2 protein-coding genes are annotated in these 16929 nt (G+C 73.0%); both read right to left on the bottom strand.

Annotation, left to right across the window (positions count from 1 at the left end; all coding sequences use genetic code 11):
* Nucleotides 1-28 precede the first annotated feature (28 nt).
* Nucleotides 29-5509: an SDR family NAD(P)-dependent oxidoreductase gene (locus tag ABH926_RS15850; protein ID WP_370366320.1), complete on the bottom strand. Its 5481-nt coding sequence runs from the start codon at nt 5507-5509 to the stop codon at nt 29-31.
* Nucleotides 5473-16794 (bottom strand): SDR family NAD(P)-dependent oxidoreductase, encoded by an 11322-nt coding sequence (locus ABH926_RS15845; RefSeq protein WP_370366319.1) that lies wholly within the window; start codon nt 16792-16794, stop codon nt 5473-5475. The genes ABH926_RS15850 and ABH926_RS15845 overlap by 37 nt, the downstream gene beginning before the upstream one ends.
* Nucleotides 16795-16929 lie beyond the last annotated feature (135 nt).

Below are 16929 nucleotides of genomic sequence, written 5' to 3'. Positions count from 1 at the left end.
TGTCCACGCTGACCGGCAGCCGACCCGTTCACTGGACGCCCAACTCCTGGTCGAGCGCCTGGAAGAGCTCATCGTCAGTGGCCTGTCCCCAGTCCTTGTCCGGCTCCTCGCCGGCGACCGCGCCCCGGTCCTGCCAACGGCGCAGCAGGCTCTCCAGGCGGGTGGCGACGACCGCGCGCCCGGGCCCGGCCGCATCGTCCGGATCGGCGTCGGCCAGCAGCGCCTCCAGCCGGTCGAGCTCGGCCAGCACCGGCGAGGCCCCGCCCTCCGCAGCCGGATCGATCAGCCCCCGCAGATACTTGGCCAGCGCGACCGGCGTCGGATGGTCGAACACCAAGGTCGCCGGCAGCGCGCGCCCGACCAGCGCACCGAGCTGGTTGCGCAGCTCCACCGCGGTCAGCGAGTCGAACCCGAGCTCGGAGAACGCCCGATCGGGCCGCACGGCGGAGCCGGAGGCGTGGCCGAGGACGGCGGCGGCGCGCGCCGTGACGACGGCCAGCAGGTGCTCGTCACGCTCGGCCTCGGGCAGCGCGGCGAGGCTGCGCAGCAGGCTACGGCCGGATTCGGCCGGACGCGTCCTGGTGCGTGCGCCGGCCAGGCCGCGGAGGACCGCGGGGAGCTGGTCGGTGCGGGCTCGCAGGGCGGTGAGGTCGAGGCGGAGGGGGGCGAGGAGGGCGGTGGTGGTGGACGCGGCACTCGGCGCCGTGGCCGCGGCACTCGGCGCGGCAGCTGCGGCGGTCGGCCCAGCGGCAGTACGGCCCGGCCCGGCGGCGGTCGACCCAGCGGCAGTGCGGCCCGGTGCGGCGGTGCTTGGAGCATCGGCAGTGCGGCCCGGCGCGGCGGTGCTTGGAGCATCGGCAGAATCGCCAGGCTTGGCGCCGACACTGCTCAGCGCGGCGTCGAACAGCGCCAACCCCTCCGCGGCACTGATCGGCGGCATCCCCAGACGCCGCAACCGACGCGCGCCGGCCTCGTCCAGCTCCCCCGCCATCCCGCCGCCGTCCATCGACCAGGCACCCCAGGCCAGCGACAATCCGGCCAGCCCAGCGGCTCGCCGATGCGCGGCCAGCCCGTCAAGGAACGCGTTCGCCGCGGCGTAGTCGGCCTGCCCGGCGCCGAGCACCAGGCCCGCCGCCGAGGAGAAGAGCACGAAGGCCGCGAGGTCCAGCCCGGCGGTCAGCTCGTGCAGGTACCAGGCACCATCAGCCTTGGGCCGCAACACCGCGTCGAGACTCTCCGGCGTCAGCGTCTCCACCAAACCGCTGCCGACCACACCCGCCGCGTGCACGACCGCGATCAGCGGATGCCCGGCCGGAATCCCCGCCAGCAGCGCGGCGACCGCATCACGATCGCCGATGTCGCAGGCCGCCACCTCAACGTGCGCACCGAACTCGGCCAGCTCCGCACACAACTCGCGCGCCCCAGCCGCCTGCATCCCGCGACGGCTGGTCAGCAGCAGCCTGCGAACCCCGTGCACGGCGACCAGATGGCGGCTCAGCAGCGCACCCAGCCCCCCGGTCCCACCGGTGATCAGCACGGTCCCGTCCCGATCCCAGCGCACCGGCTCGCCGACCGCCTCCGGCGCACGACGCAGCCGAGGCATGAGCACCTCGCCGCCACGGATCGCGACCTCGGGCTCGCCGGTGGCCATGGCCAGGGCGAGCAATTCGGCGTCGGCGGTGTCGGCGTCGGCATCTACCACCACAAACCGGCCGGGGTTCTCCGCCTCGGCGGCGCGAATCAGACCCCAGACAGCGGCCCCGATCGGCAACGAGCTGTCAGCGACCACCGCCAACCGGCCCTCGTCGTCCAGGTGGTCCCGAACAGCCTCAAGCACCTCGGCCAATACCGAGCGCAAAGCCTCCGGAACATCGCTTCCGGCCTGGGCCGCGACTCTCAGGACCCTGGCTTCCGGTCCTGCCGACTCGCCAGCCGGGGCCGGCTCCCACTCCAGCCGATACAGCAGATCCCCGACCCCACGCTCGAGTTGTCCCGCGCCGATCGGACGCGCCACCAGGCCCTGAACCGTGGCGACCGGCAACCCGGAGCTGTCCGCGAGCGTCACGGACACCGTGTCCGGACCGACCGGACTGATGCGCACCCGCACCGCCCCGACCCCGGGCGCCGCGATGGCGACACCGCTCCACGCGAACGGGACCACCGGCTGCGGCTCGACATCAGAGGAACCGGAAGCGTCGGCCAGCAACTGGACGTGCAGCGCCGCGTCGAGCAGCGCCGGGTGCAGGACGTACGCGGCGGCATCGGCGAACGCCGACTCGGGAAGCGCGACTTCGGCGTAGAGATCGTCGCCGTCACGCCACGCGGCACGCAGACCGCGGAACGCGGCACCGTACCGGTACCCGGCCTCGGCCAGCCGCTCATACCCGCCGTCCACCTCGATCGGCACGGCACCGGGCGGCGGCCACCGCACCAGATCCGGCCCGGACGCGGCAGCCCCGGCAGGCTCGGCAGGCTCGGCAGGCTCGGCAGGCTCGGAATCCAGAATGCCGGTGGCATGCCGAGTCCACGCACCGTCACCGTCGCGGGAATGGATGCCGAACGACCGCCGGCCGTCGGCATCCGGTCCCTCGACACTCACCTGAACCGCGGCACCGCCCTCGGGCACCACCAGCGGAGCCTCCAGCATCAGCTCCCTGACGGTCTCGCACCCCGTCCCCACGCCGGCCCGCATCGCGAGCTCGACGAAGCCGGTCCCCGGGAACAGCACCGTGTCGAGCACCACGTGGTCGGCGATCCACGGCTGCGCCGCCGCCGACACCCGGCCGGACAGCACGACCGCATCGGTGCCGGCCAGCGAGGTGACCGCGCCGAGCAGCGGGTGCTCGACAGCCTCCAGGCCGAGGGAGGCCGGGTCGCTGTGCTCGGTCGGAGGGATCAGCCAGTAGTTCTCGTGCTGGAAGGCGTAGGTGGGGAGGTCGGGCAGCGAGGAATCGGCGTCTATATAGAAGGAGTGCCAGTCCACTGCGGCGCCGTGCGCGTGCAAGTTGGCCAACGCAGTGACGACCGCACGTTCCTCGGGCTGGTCCTTACGCAGTGCGGCGATCGCGACGGCGTCCTCGACGTCGACCAGTGGGGTGAGCGTCGCCTGCGGGCCGAGTTCGACGAAGCGGGTGACGCCGTTGGCTGCCAGAATGCTGACATCATCGGCGAACCGCACCGGCTGCCGCACATGGCTGACCCAGTACTCCGGATCGCAGAGCTCCTCGGGCAGATTGAACTGCGGAGTATTGTAGGTCAAGCTCTCAGCGACCTTGCGGAACACCGGCAGCATCGGATCCATCAGCGCCGAGTGGAAAGCATGCGAGACATTCAGCTGCTTGGTGCGCGCAAAACCGGCCGCGACCTTCGCCACCGCCTCCGCCTCACCCGACACCACAACCGACGCCAGGCCATTGACCGCAGCGATATCCACACCCGGCACCAGCGCGGCCTGGACCTCGGCTTCCGTCGCCGCGATCGACACCATCGCACCGCCGCCCGGCAGTGCCTGCATCAGCCGGCCCCGCGCTTCGACGAGGGTGCAGGCGTCCTCCAGCGACCACACGCCGGCGACATACGCGGCAGCGAGCTCGCCGATCGAGTGCCCGGCAAGGAAGTCCGGACGCACGCCCCAGGACTCGAACAGCCGGAACAGCGCCACCTCGAAGGCGAACAGCGCGCACTGGGTGAACGCAGTCTGATTCAGGAGCTCGGGCTCTGACCACATGACGTCTTTGAGGGGATGGTCGAAACCCGCGCACACCTCGTCGAGCGCCGAGGCGAACACCGGGAACGCCTTATAAAGCTCGGCTCCCATGCCAAGCTTCTGCGAACCCTGACCCGAGAACAAAAACGCGGTCTTGCCGCCAGTGGCAACACCAGTCAGCACCGGAGCCGACAACAGCTCATCGCGACCGGCACCGACCACCACCGCGCGATGCTCGAAATGCGTGCGGGACAACGCCAACGCCCGACCGACGGCAACCGGATCGAGCTCCGGGGTGCCCTCAGCCCAAGCCAGCAGCCGCTCAACCTGCTCATTCAACGCCGCCGGAGAACGACCGGACACCGGCCAGGCGGTTACCGCTACTCCCCGCTCATTTTCAGAAGCAGGTGTGGTGGCGTACTCCCCGGCCTCCTCAATGATCACATGCGCATTCGTCCCACTGATCCCGAACGAAGACACCCCAGCCCGCCGCACCCGCTCCCCCGCCGGCCACGCCACCGCCTCGGTGAGCAGCCGCACCGCGCCGGCCGTCCAGTCCACGTGCGGCGAGGGCGCGTCGACGTGCAGCGTGCGGGGCAGCTGCCCATGCTGCATGGCCAGCACCATCTTGATGATCCCGGCCACGCCGGCGGCGGACTGTGCGTGCCCGAAGTTCGACTTCAGCGACCCCAGCCACAGCGGCCGGTCCGCCGGCCGGTCGCCGCCGTACGTCTCCAGCAGCGCCTGGGCCTCGATCGGGTCGCCGAGCGTTGTGCCGGTGCCGTGGCCCTCGACCGCGTCGACGTCGGCCGCGGTCAGCTCGGCGGCGGCCAGGGCGGCGCGGATCACCCGCTGCTGGGCCGGGCCGTTGGGGGCGGTCAGGCCGCTGGAGGCGCCGTCCTGGTTCACCGCGGTGCCGCGGACGAGTGCCAGGATGCGGCGGCCGTTGCGCACCGCGTCCGACAGCCGCTCGACGACCAGTACGCCGGCGCCCTCGGCCCACGCGGTTCCGTCAGCCGCCGCGGCGAAGGACTTGCACCGTCCGTCCGGGGACAGGCCGCGCTGCTCGCTGAAGTCGACGAACGTTCCGGGCGTGCCCATCACGGCGACTCCGCCGACCAGTGCCAGCGAGCACTCCCCGCGGCGTAGTGCCTGCCCCGCCAGGTGCAGTCCGACCAGCGAGGACGAGCACGCCGTGTCCACCGACAGCGACGGGCCCTCCAGCCCCAGCGTGTAGGAGACCCGGCCGGAGACCACGCTCCCGATGCACGTGCTGCCGGGATAGTCGTGGTACATCAGCCCGGCGAAGACGCCGGTGGCGCTGCCGACGAGCGTCGCGGGGACGATCCCGGCCCGCTCCAGCGCCTCCCAGCTGACCTCCAGCAGCAGCCGCTGCTGCGGATCCATGGTCAGCGCCTCACGCGGGGAGATCCCGAAGAACTCGGCGTCGAAGCCGCCGGCCCCGTCGAGGAACCCGCCCTCGTTGACATAGCTCGTGCCCTGACGCTCCCCGGTGGGGTCGTACACCTGCTCCAGATCCCAGCCCCGGTCGGCCGGGAACGGCCCGACCGCGTCGGTGCCCTCGGCGACCAGGCGCCACAGATCCCGCGGCTCGGTCACCCCGCCGGGGTAGCGGCACGCCATGCCGACGATGGCCAGCGGCTCGGTGGCACGCTGCTCGACATCGCGCAGCTGCCGGCGCGCCTCCCGGAGGTCGGTGGTGGCGCGTTTCAGATAGCTGAGAAGCTTTTCCTCGCCGTTGTCCGTCACTGTCCCTCTCCCCCCAGTTCCGCGACGAGCCATGCGGCCACCGACTCCGCGGTGGACGGCGCGTCGTCCGCGACGATGCTGAAGTGGTCGCCGGGGATGGTCAGCACCCGATCGGCCAGGCTCCAGTTGGTGCGCCAGCCCTCCGAGCCGGCGGCATCGCCGGGAGCCGCGCCGCCGATCGCGAAGCGTCGCTCGGGCCGCAGCAACAGCGTCGAGGCGAGCAGTCCCTCGACCGGGACGGTCGGCAGCAACTCCATGTACCGGGCCATCGCGGTCAGCTTGGTGCGGTCCAGGGCTCCCTGCTCCGACTCCTGCTGGAGCATCCCGGCAGCCATGTCGACCACGACCTTGGCCCGGTCCTCTTCTCCGCCACCGCCACCGCCACCGCCACCGCCTGCGTCTCCGTCGCCATCACCATCGCCGGCAGCCGCGCCGCCCACCGGATAGGTGTCCAGCAGCACCACCGTCGCCGGACCCCGGCCGGCCGCTTCGAGCCTGGCCGCGACCGCGTAGGCGAAGACCCCTGCGGAGGAGTAGCCGAGCAGCGCGTACGGTTCACCGTCCGTGGCCGCCAGCACGCCCGCCGCGAGCACCTCGGCGACCGCGTCCGCCGACGCGGGCAGCGCCTCGTCCGGCAGGAACCCGGGCATCGGCAGCACCGACACCTGGGCCGCCTCGCGCAGCCGGGCCGCGATCCTCGCGTACTGATACGCACCGCCCATAGCCACCGGCGTGGACAGGCACAGCAGCCTCGGCAGCCCCGCTTCGCCGCCCAGCGCCAGCGCGGCCGGCGGCGGACCGTAGTCCGCCAGCGAGCCGAACGAGGGCCGCAGATTCGCCGCCGAGCCGAGTACGGCCAGCCCCTCGCGGGTCTTGCCGAGCCGGACCGCCTCGACGAACAGCTGGCGCAGCCCGTCCGAGGCGGCGTCGCCCGAGCCGGAGTCAGGCGTCCTCTCCTGCTCGGTGCTGTCAGCGGCAACCGATCCGTCGTCGAGCTCGGCCAGCAGATGCGCCGCCAGCGCCTCGGAGTCGGGCAGGTCGAAGATGACCGTCGGAGGCAGCCGCAGCCCGGTGACCGCGTTGAGCCGGTTGCGCAGATCCAGCGCGGTCAACGAGTCGAAGCCCAGTTCCAGGAACGGCCGGTGCGGGTCCACCGACTCGGCACCGGGGTACCCCAGCAGCTGCGCGACGCTGTCCAACACCAGCTCGCGCACCGTCTCAGCGCGCCGCGCCGCGGGCATCGCCTGCAGCCGACGCCGTAGCCCGGCCGCGTCCGCCGGCGCCGCGGCGGCCGCCGCCGAACGCCGGGACGGCGCCACCAACGCCCGCAGCAGATGCGGTATCTCAGTAGTCGAAGCCGCACTGCCGGAGCCCGAGGAAAGCAGAAGCTTAGCGGGCACCAGGAGCGATTCCGGCCGCGATGCCGCGACGTCGAGAAGCTCCATCCCCTCCTCGGCCGACAGCGCCCCCATCCCGGCACGCGCCATCCGAGCCTGCTGCGCGGTCGAGAGCGTCTGCGCCCACAGACCCCAGGCCAGCGACTGAGCGGCCAGACCCTGAGCCCGGCGATGCGCGGCCAGCGCGTCCAGGAAGGCGTTCGCCGCCGCGTAGTTGCCCTGGCCCGGGTTGCCGAACAGCCCGGAAGCCGAGGAGAAGAGCACGAAGGCGGACAAGTCAGCATCCTGCGTCAGCCGGTGCAGGTTCAGCGCGGCATCCACCTTCGGGCGCAGTACCGCGTCGAGCCGGTCGCCGGTCAGCGCCGGGATCGCTCCGTCGTCGAGCACACCGGCCAGATGCACGACCGCGGTCAGCGGGTGTTCGGCCGGGATGCCGGCGAGCAGCGCGGTCACCGCGTCGGCGTCGGCGAGGTCGCAGGCCGCGGCCTCGACGTGCGCGCCGAGGCCGGTCAGCGCAGCGGCCTCCTCCGGCAGTGTGCCGCTGCGGCTCACCAGCAGTAGGCGGTGCGCGCCGTGCTCGGTCACCAGGTGGCGGGCGACCAGCGCGCCGATGGTCCCGGTCGCACCGGTGACCAGCGTGGTGCCCTCGGCGCCGAAGACGCTCGCGGGCTCGCCGGCCGCCGCCACGGCGCGCGGCCGGATCAGGCGCGGTACGCAGGCCTTGCCGGAACGGACCACGGCCTGCGGCTCACCGGATCCGGCCAGCACCACCGCCATCGCGATCGAAGCAGGGTCCTCATCCACATCGACGACGACGAAGCGCCCCGGGTACTCGGCCTGGGCCGAGCGGATCAGACCCCAGACAGCGGCTCCGGCGAGATCGGAGATGTCCTCGCCGGGCAGCGCCACGGCACCGCGCGTCACGAAGACCAGCGTGCTTTCGGCGGGCACGTCCTCGGCGTCCTCGCCCTCGGCGGAGGCCACCTCGCTCTGGAGTATCGCCAGCACGGCGCGCGTCGCCTCGTGAACCGAGGCTGCGTCCATCCCTGGATTCGGCTGCTCGACGATCCGCACCGGCGACGCCTCGTCGACACTCGCGAGCGCGGCGGGCAGCCAGTCCACGCCGAACAGCGCCTTGTGCGTCCCGGACGCCGGCGATGCGCCGAGGTCCGTCCCGCCGCGCAACAGCAGCGACTCGACCGCCGCGACCGGCGCCCCGGCCTGGTCGGCCAGCTCGATCGCCACCGCGCCGCCGTCGATCGGCCGCACCCGCACCCGCACCTTGGTCGCGCCGGTCGCGTACAGCTCGACCCCGGACCAGGCGAACGGCAGGCCCGAGGCCACCTCGCCGCCGGACAGCGCGATCGCGTGCAGCGCGGCGTCCAGGACCGCCGGGTGCAGGCCGAAACCGAGCACCTGCGCGCCCGGCGACTGGTCCAAGCTCACCTCGGCGTAGACCTCCGGCCCGAGCGACCAGGCCGCGCGCAGGCCGCGGAACAGCGGACCGTATCCGAGCCCTGCTTCGGCCAGACCCGGGTAGAGCTCGTCGAGCTCCAGGGCCTGGGCGCCGGCCGGCGGCCATTCGTCCGGTGCCTCCGGCTGCTCCTGAAGCGCGTCGACGGCCAGCGTGCCGGCGGCGTGCCGGGCCCACGGGTCCTCGGCGTCGGCCCGCGAGTACACGGCCACCGTCCGCCGTCCGGCCTCGTCGGGGGCGCCGACCACCACCTGGATCTGCACCTTGCCCCGCTCGGGCAGGATCAGCGGCTGCTCCAGGACCAGGTCCTCCAGGCGGCGGCAGCCGACCTCGTCACCGGCGCGGATCACCAGGTCCACGAAGCCCGCGCCGGGGAACAGCACCGCGCCGCCGACGCGGTGGTCGGCGAGCCACGGGTGGGTGCCCAGCGAGAGCCGGCCCATCAGGGCCATGCCTTCGGAGTCGGCGAACCCGACGGCCGTGCCGAGCACCGGGTGCTCCACCGGCTCCAGTCCGGTGGCCGCCAGGTCGCCGCCGCCCTTGAGGGCCTTGGGGTCCACGTCGGGCCAGTAGCGACGGCGCTGGAACGCGTAGGGCGGCAACGACACGCGCTTGGCGGGCCCGCCGGCGACCAGTACAGAGCCGACCAGCGCGGTGGCGGCCAGGCCCAGGCCGTCGGCGTACAGCCGTCCGGCGGCCCGGTGCAGCGTGACTACCTCGGGCCTGTCCTTGGCCAGCAAGGGAATCATCGCGGTGTCGTCGCCGGCCTCGCTCAGACAACCCTGAGTCAGAGCACTGAGTGTGCCGTCGGAGCCGAGCTCCACGAACCGGGTCACTCCCGCTGCCTCCAGCGTGCGCACCGCGTCAAGGAAACGGACCGTCTGCCGGCAGTTGGCCACCCAGTACTCGGGGTCGCCGAGTTCGCCCTCTGCGGCGAGTTGCCCGGTGACGGTGGAGACCATGGCGAAGCGCGCCTTCTGGAACGACAGGCCGCCCGCGATCTCCCGCAGCTCGTCCAGGATCGGATCCATCTGCGGCGAGTGCACCGCCTGGTTGATCGCCAGCCGCCGCGTGCGCCGGCCCAGTGCGCTCCAGTGCTCGGCCAGTTCCAGCACCGGGGCCTCGTCGCCGGAGACCACGACCGAGCGCGGCCCGTTCACCACGGCGATACCGACCCGGTCGCCGATCATCGGCTCGACCTCTTCAGCCGTGGCCTCGATCGCGACTGCGGCGCCGCCGGTCAGGGCCTGCATCAGGAGTCCGCGGTGCGCGGTCAGCCGCGCCGCGTCGGCCAGCGGCAGCACCCCGGCGGCGTGCGCGGCGGCGAGCTCGCCGACCGAGTGCCCGAGGATGTAGTCAGGCTTCTGACCCCAGGACTCGAGCAGCCGGAACAGCGCGGTCTCCAGGGCGAAGACCGAGGCGAGCGTGTACGAGGTCTGATCAATGATGGCCGCGTCGTCCGAACCCGGCTCGGCGAATACCACGTCGCGCAGGTCCCGATCCAGATGCGGCTTGAAAGCCTCGCTCACCTCGTCGAAGGCGCGAGCGAACGCGGGCAGGGCGGCGTACAGTTCCCGACCCATGCCGACGCGCTGGATTCCCTGGCCGGGGAACAGGAACGCCGTCTTGCGGCCGGTGCGCACGGACCCCCGGACCACCGCGGCGGATTGGCGGTCTTCAGCCAGTGCGGCCAGCGCCGCCAGCGTCTCGTCCCGATCGGTGCCGACGACGGCCGCGCGGTACGGCAGCGCCGACCGCGATGTCGCCAGCGCGTGACCGACGTCGGACAGGTCCAGCTCGGGATGCGCGAGCAGATAGGCGGCCAGCCGCTCGGCCTGCGCGGGCAGCGCCTGCTGGGTGCGGGCCGAGAGCAGCAGCGGGGGTGTCGGGAGTATCGCAGTAGCCTGCGTCGACGGCTCAGGCGATTCGGGCGAGTCGGCCGTCGTCTTCGACTCGTCGGCCGGAGCCTGTTCGATGATGACGTGCGCGTTGGTCCCGCTGTATCCGAAGGCTGAGATGCCGGCGCGGCGCGGATGACCGTTCTGCTCCCAGGGCACGTTCTCCGCCAGCAGCTTCACGTTCCCGGCGGACCAGTCCACGCTGCTGGCCGGCGTCTGCGCGTACCGCGACTGCGGCAGCAGCCCGTGGCGCAGCGCCAGCACCATCTTGATCACCCCGGCGACGCCGGCGGCGGCCTGCGCGTGGCCGATGTTGGACTTCACCGAGCCCAGCCACAGCGGCCGGTCGGCCGGACGGTCCTGGCCGTAGGTCGCCAACAGCGCGCCGAGCTCGATCGGGTCGCCGAGCGAGGTGCCGGTGCCGTGGCCCTCGACCGCGTCCACGTCGGCCGGACCGAGGCCGGCCAGCGCCAGCGCGCGGCGGATCATCCGTTCCTGGGCCACGCCGTTCGGCGCGGTGAGACCGTTGGAGGCGCCGTCCTGGTTGACCGCGGTGGAGCGGACCACCGCGAGCACTTCGTGGCCGCGCCGCTTCGCCTCGGACAGCCGCTCCAGGACCAGCACGCCCACGCCCTCGGCCCAGCCGACCCCGTCGGCCTGGTCGGAGTACGCCTTGCAGCGGCCGTCGGGCGAGGAGCCGCCCTGGATGTCGGACAGCGCGAAGGCCTCCGGCGAGGCCAGCAGCGTGACGCCGCCGGCCAGCGCGAGCGAGCAGTCGCCGCGGCGCAGCGCCTGGGCCGCCATGTGCAGGGCCACCAGTGAGGAGGAGCAGGCGGTGTCGATCGAGACAGCCGGCCCTTCCAGGCCCAGCAGATAGGACACGCGGCCCGAGACCACGCTGCCGAGCGTTCCGGTGCCCCGGTAGAAGAGGTTGTCCGGCAGCATCGCCGAGGGGCCGGCGTCGTAGTCGCACTGCATCGCGCCGGCGAAGACGCCGGTCGGGCTGCCCTTGAGGGCCAGCGGGTCCAGGCCCGCGTCCTGCAAGGCCTCCCAGCACACTTCCAGGAACTTGCGCTGCTGCGGGTCCATCATCAGCGCCTCGTTCGGGCTGATCCCGAAGAACGGCGCGTCGAAATCCGTGGCGTCGCGCAGGAATCCGCCCTGCGGCTGCTTGCCGGTCGCGGCGACCAGCTCGTGCCAGTAGTCCATGTCCCAGGCGCGGTCGGTCGGGAACGCCGAGACCCCGTCGGCGCCGGCGGTCAGCAACTGCCACAGGTCATCGGGGGACTCCACGCCGCCGGGGTAGCGGCAGGCCATGCCGACGATCGCGATCGGCTCGTCGTCGGCGGCGACCGGCAGCGCGTCCTGCGGTTCGGCCGCGTCCGCGCCGAAGATCTCGGCGTGCAGATGCCCGGCCAGCTCCCGCGCGGTCGGATAGTCGAAGACCACTGTCACGCGCAGCCGCACGCCGCACGCGGCGGTCAGCCGGTTGCGCAGTTCGACGGCGGTCAGCGAGTCGAACCCGAGGTCCTTGAACACCCGGTCGGCGTCGACCTCGTCGGCCCCGGCGTAGCCGAGCACCGCCGCGACGTGCGTCCGGACCATCTCGGCCAGCGCGTCCAACTGCTCGGCCGCGGACCGGCCGGCCAGCCGGGCGCGCAGCGGCTCGGCGCCGGCCTGGCGGCCCGACGCCCGACGCCGGCCCGCGGGCACCAGGCCCCGCAGCAGATCGGGGAAGGAGTCAGGGTCCTTGCTCAGGCCGGCGAGGTCCAGCCGGATCGGCACCAGCGCGGCGTCGTCCAGCGCGGCCGCGGTGTCGAGCAGGGCCAGGCCCTCCTCGGCGGACAAGGCGTTGGCCGCGCCCTTGCCGGTGCCGCCCATGCTGTCGGCCAGCGCCCACTGGCCCCAGGCCAGCGACTGCGCGGGACGTCCCAGGGCTTTGCGATGCTCGGCCAGGGCGTCCAGGAAGCTGTTGGCGGCGGCGTAGTTGGCCTGTCCGGGGGCGCCGAGCACGCCGGCCGCCGAGGAGAAGAGCACGAACGCGGACAGGTCGCGACGCTCGGTCAGCGTGTGCAGGTTCCACGCCGCGTCGGCCTTGGCCGCCAACACAGCGTCGAGACGCTCAGGGGTCTGCGAAGCCAGGATCCCGTCGGCCAGGACACCGGCGGTGTGCACCACCGCGGCGATCTTCCGCTTGGCGAGCAGAGCGCGTGCGGCCTTCAGGTCACCGAGGTCGCACGCGGCGATCTCCACGTCGGCACCCAGCGCGATCAGCTGGGCGGACAGCTCCGCCGCGCCCGCCGCCCGGGTGCCGCTGCGGCTGACGAGCAGCAGGCGGCGGATCCCGTGGCGCTCGACCAGATGGCGGGCCACCAGGCTGCCGAGGGCGCCGGTGCCGCCGGTTATCAGGACGCTGCCGGGGTGCTCGGCGGCTGCGGCCCAGGGCAGCTGCTCCACCTCGGACCCGGGCGCGGGACGCACTCGCACCAAGCGCGGGATCCAGACCTCTTCGTCGCGCACGGCAGTCTCGGCCAGCTCCGCCGCGACGATTCCCGGCAGCAGGCCGAGCACGTCCTGCCCGGTCGGGGCGTCCATAAGGAACAGCCGGCCCGGGTGCTCCGCCTGGGCGGAACGGATCATGCCGTGGACCGCGGCGCCGGCCAGGTCGGTCGGCTCCTCCCCCGCCAGCGCCACCGCGCCATGGGTGACCAGCACCAGGCGCGAGGCTTCGAAGCGGTCCTGCGCGAGCCAGGTCTGGACGGCGGCCAGCACGCGGTGCGTCGCCGTCCGGGCGGCGGCCGCGTCCGGGCCGCCTTCGACCGGCAGCACGAGGATCGCGGGGACCGGGCCGTCGCCCTCAGGTGCGATCGCGTCGAGCATCGCGACGGTGTCAGTGGTCTGCGACTGGATCGGCGCGGCGTGCCGGGACCATTCGACGCGGTAGAGCAGGTCGCTGCCCGCCTTGGCCGCGCCTGCGGTTTCGGTGTCGGCGCCGGAGAAGATTCGGAGCATCAGCGATCCGACCGAGGCGACCGGGTGGCCGTCCGCGTCGGCGATCTTCAGGGTGACGGTCTTGGCGCCGTCGGTGTCAGTGCCAGTGCCAGTGCGCGTGATCTTTACGCGGACGGCCGGCGCGCCGGCGGCGTGCAGCTCCACATCGGACCACATGTAGGGCAGGGCGGCCGAGCCCTCGGAGGGCTCCGGGGCGTCCTCGCCGAGCAGGCCGATCGCGTGGAGCACCGCGTCGAACACTGCCGGGTGCAGGCCGAAGCTCTCCGCGTGGTGCCGGACGTGCTCGGGCAGCGCTGCCTCGGCGAAGACCTCGTCGCCGCGGCGCCAGGCGGCGCGCAGGCCCTGGAACACCGGGCCGTAGACCAGGCCGCCGGCGGCAGCCATGTCCTCGTACATGCCGTCCAGGTCCACGGGGCGCGCGCCGGGTGGGGGCCAGGCTGCGAAATCGGAGTCGGACACCGACTCGTCGGCGCCTTCGGCCAGGACGCCTTCGGCGTGCAGCGTCCACGCGTCCTCGGTCGGCGGTCCGTCCGGGCGGGAGTAGACGGCCACCTGGCGCGCGCCGTCGTCCTCCGGCGCTCCGACGATCACCTGGATCAGCACGCCGCCGCGCTCCGGCAGGACCAGCGGGGCCCGCAGCGTCAGTTCCCTGACAGCGGGGCATTCGGCGCGGTCGCCGGCCCGGACCGCCAGCTCGACGAAGGCCGTGCCGGGCAGCAGCGTCCGACCGCCGACGCGGTGGTCGGCGAGCCAGGGGTGGGTGGCGACGGAGAGCCGGCCGGAGAGCACGACGCCCTCGGAGTCGGCCAGGACGGTCGCCGCGCCGAGCAGCGGGTGGTCGACCGGTTCCAGGCCCAGGGAGCCCGGGTCGCCGTCCGAGGAGGAGGCCTCCAGCCAGAAACGCTGGCGCTGGAAGGGGTACGTGGGCAGGTCGATGCGCGCGGCGGGCTCGCCGTAGAAGGCGTGCCAGTCCACTGCGATGCCTTGGGCGTGCAGGGTGGCCAGCGCGGTGACGATCGCGCGCTCCTCGGGCTGGTCCTTGCGCAGCGCCGCCAGCGCGGTGGCGCCGTCGAGGTCGAGGAGTCCGGTCAGGGTCGCCTGCGGGCCGATCTCCACGAAGCGGGTGACGTTGCTGGATACCAGGGAGCTGATGCCGTCGGCGAAGCGCACGGACTGCCGCACATGCCCGACCCAGTACTCGGGGTCGCACAGCTCCTTCTCGGCGAGCTTGCCGGTGACGTTCGAGACGAGCAGGATCTGCGGGACGGTGTAGGTCAGGCTCTCGGCGACCTTGCGGAACTCGGCCAGCATCGGGTCCATCAGTACGGAGTGGAAGGCGTGCGAGACGGCCAGCTGCTTGGTGCGCGAGAAGCCCGCGGCGACCTTCGCCACCGCCTCCGCCTCGCCGGAGACCACTACCGAGGACGGTCCGTTGATCGCGGCGATGTCGACACCCGGCACCAGCGCGGCGCGCACCTCGTCCTCGGTCGCGGCGATCGAGACCATCGCACCGCCAGCCGGCAGGGCCTGCATGAGGCGGCCGCGTGCGGCGACGAGGGTGCAGGCGTCGTCCAGCGACCAGACGCCGGCGACGTAGGCGGCGGCGAGCTCGCCGATCGAGTGGCCGGCGAGGTATTCCGGGTGCACGCCCCAGGACTCGAAGAGGCGGAACAGCGCGACCTCGAAGGCGAACAGCGCGCACTGGGTGTAAGTGGTCTGATCCAGCAGCTCCGGCTTGGACCACATGATGTCTTTGAGGGGGTACTCGAAGCGCGCGCAGACCTCGTCGAGCGCGGCGGCGAACACCGGGAAGGCCTGGTAGAGCTCGGCGCCCATGCCGAGCCGCTGCGAACCCTGGCCGGCGAACAGGAACGCCACGCGGCCGCCACCGCCGGCCCCGGTCACCACACCCCGAGTCGGCTCGCCGGCGACCAGCGAGGACAGGCCGGCGAGTAGCTCCTCGCGCCCCGCACCGACCACCACCGCACGCTGCTCGAACTGGGTACGGGTGAGCGCCAGGGCCCGGCCGGTGTCGGCAGGTTCGGCGCCCGGGTTCGCTTCGGCCCAAGCCAGGAGCTGCTCGGATTGGGCGGCCAGGGCTGCCGGGGTGCGGCCCGAGACCGGCCACGCGGTCACGGCCCTGGCAGTCGCAAGGTGGGCGCCATCACCAGAAATGGCTTCGGCCGCCTCCTCCTCGAACTGCTCCAGAATCACATGCGAGTTCGTCCCGCTCAGCCCGAAGGCCGACACCGCCGCGCGCCGGGGCCGCCCGGTCTGCGGCCATTCGCGCCGCTCCGTCAGCAGCCTGACGTTCCCCGCGGTCCAGTCCACGTGCCGGGTCGGCTCGTCCACGTGCAGGGTCTGCGGCAGCACCCCGTTCCGCAGGGCCATCACCATCTTGATCACCCCGGCCACCCCCGCGGCGGCCTGGGTGTGTCCGAGGTTCGACTTCACCGAACCCAGCCACAGCGGCCGGTCCTCAGGGCGGTCCTGGCCGTAGACCGCCATCAGCGCCTGGGCCTCGATCGGGTCGCCGAGGGTGGTGGCGGTGCCGTGCGCCTCCAGGGCGTCGACCTGGTCGGCGGACAGGCGGGCGTTGGCCAGGGCGGCGCGGATCACCCGTTGCTGGGCCGGGCCGTTGGGGGCGGTCATGCCGTTGGAGGCGCCGTCCTGGTTCACCGCGGTGCCGCGGACGACCGCCCACACCGGGTGGCCGTTGCGGCGGGCGTCGGACAGGCGCTCCAGCAGCAGCATGCCGGCGCCTTCGGACCAGCCGGTGCCGTCGGCGGACTGGGCGAAGGCGTGGCAGCGGCCGTCGGCGGCCATGCCGCGGCCGGCGCTGAACTCCACGAAGATGCGCGGCGTCGACATCACGCTGACGCCGCCGGCCAGGGCCAGCGAGCACTCGCCGGCCCGCAGCGACTGCGCGGCCATGTGCAGGGTGACCAGGGAGGAGGAGCAGGCGGTGTCCACCGTCACGGCCGGGCCCTCCAGGCCGAAGTGGTACGCCACCCGGCCGGAGACCACGCCGGAGGAGCCGAAGCCGCCCGGGTAGTCGTGGTACATCACGCCGGCGAAGACTCCGACCTGGCTGCCCTTGACCGACTGCGGCTGGATCCCGGCCCGCTCGAACGCCTCCCAGGAGGTGTCCAGCAGCAGCCGCTGCTGCGGGTCGATCAGCAGCGCCTCGCGCGGGCTGATGCCGAAGAAGGCGGCGTCGAAGTCCGGCGAGTCGTGCAGGAAGCCGCCCTCGTCGACGTAGCTGGTCCCGGGCCGCTCGCCGGTCGGGTCGTAGAACACCTCCAGGTCCCAGCCGCGGTCGGCGGGGAACGGGCCGACCGCGTCGACGCCGCCGGCCACCAGGTCCCACAGCTGCTCAGGCGTGCCCGCCTCGCCGGGGAAGCGGCAGGCCATCCCGATGATCGCGATCGGCTCTCGCGCGCTGTCGGTCAGTTTGCGGTTCTGCTCGCGCAGACGCTCGGTCTCCTTCAACGAGACCCGAAGGGCGGAGAGCAGTTTGTCTTCGGGCTTTTCCATATTGCCCTCACCCTTCAGTCACGGATCGGCCATAGGCGGTGCACGCGCCTCACATTAGGAGTGCTCACAGGCCTGCCCCCACCCCTAGAAGGCCCTGGCAGGCCCCTGAGAACAGGCGCGCCGCCGGGAACGGCG

It is taken from the genome of Catenulispora sp. GP43, assembly GCF_041260665.1.
GTDB lineage: Bacteria > Actinomycetota > Actinomycetes > Streptomycetales > Catenulisporaceae > Catenulispora.
This window is presented reverse-complemented; position numbering and strand designations above follow the sequence as displayed.

What these genes read in the sequence shown, in the direction of transcription:
- ABH926_RS15850 (WP_370366320.1), bottom strand. Translation starts at nt 5,509, where the DNA reads ATGGCTCGTCGCGGAACTGGGGGGAGAGGGACAGTGACGGACAACGGC.
- ABH926_RS15845 (WP_370366319.1), bottom strand. Translation starts at nt 16,794, where the DNA reads ATGGAAAAGCCCGAAGACAAACTGCTCTCCGCCCTTCGGGTCTCGTTG.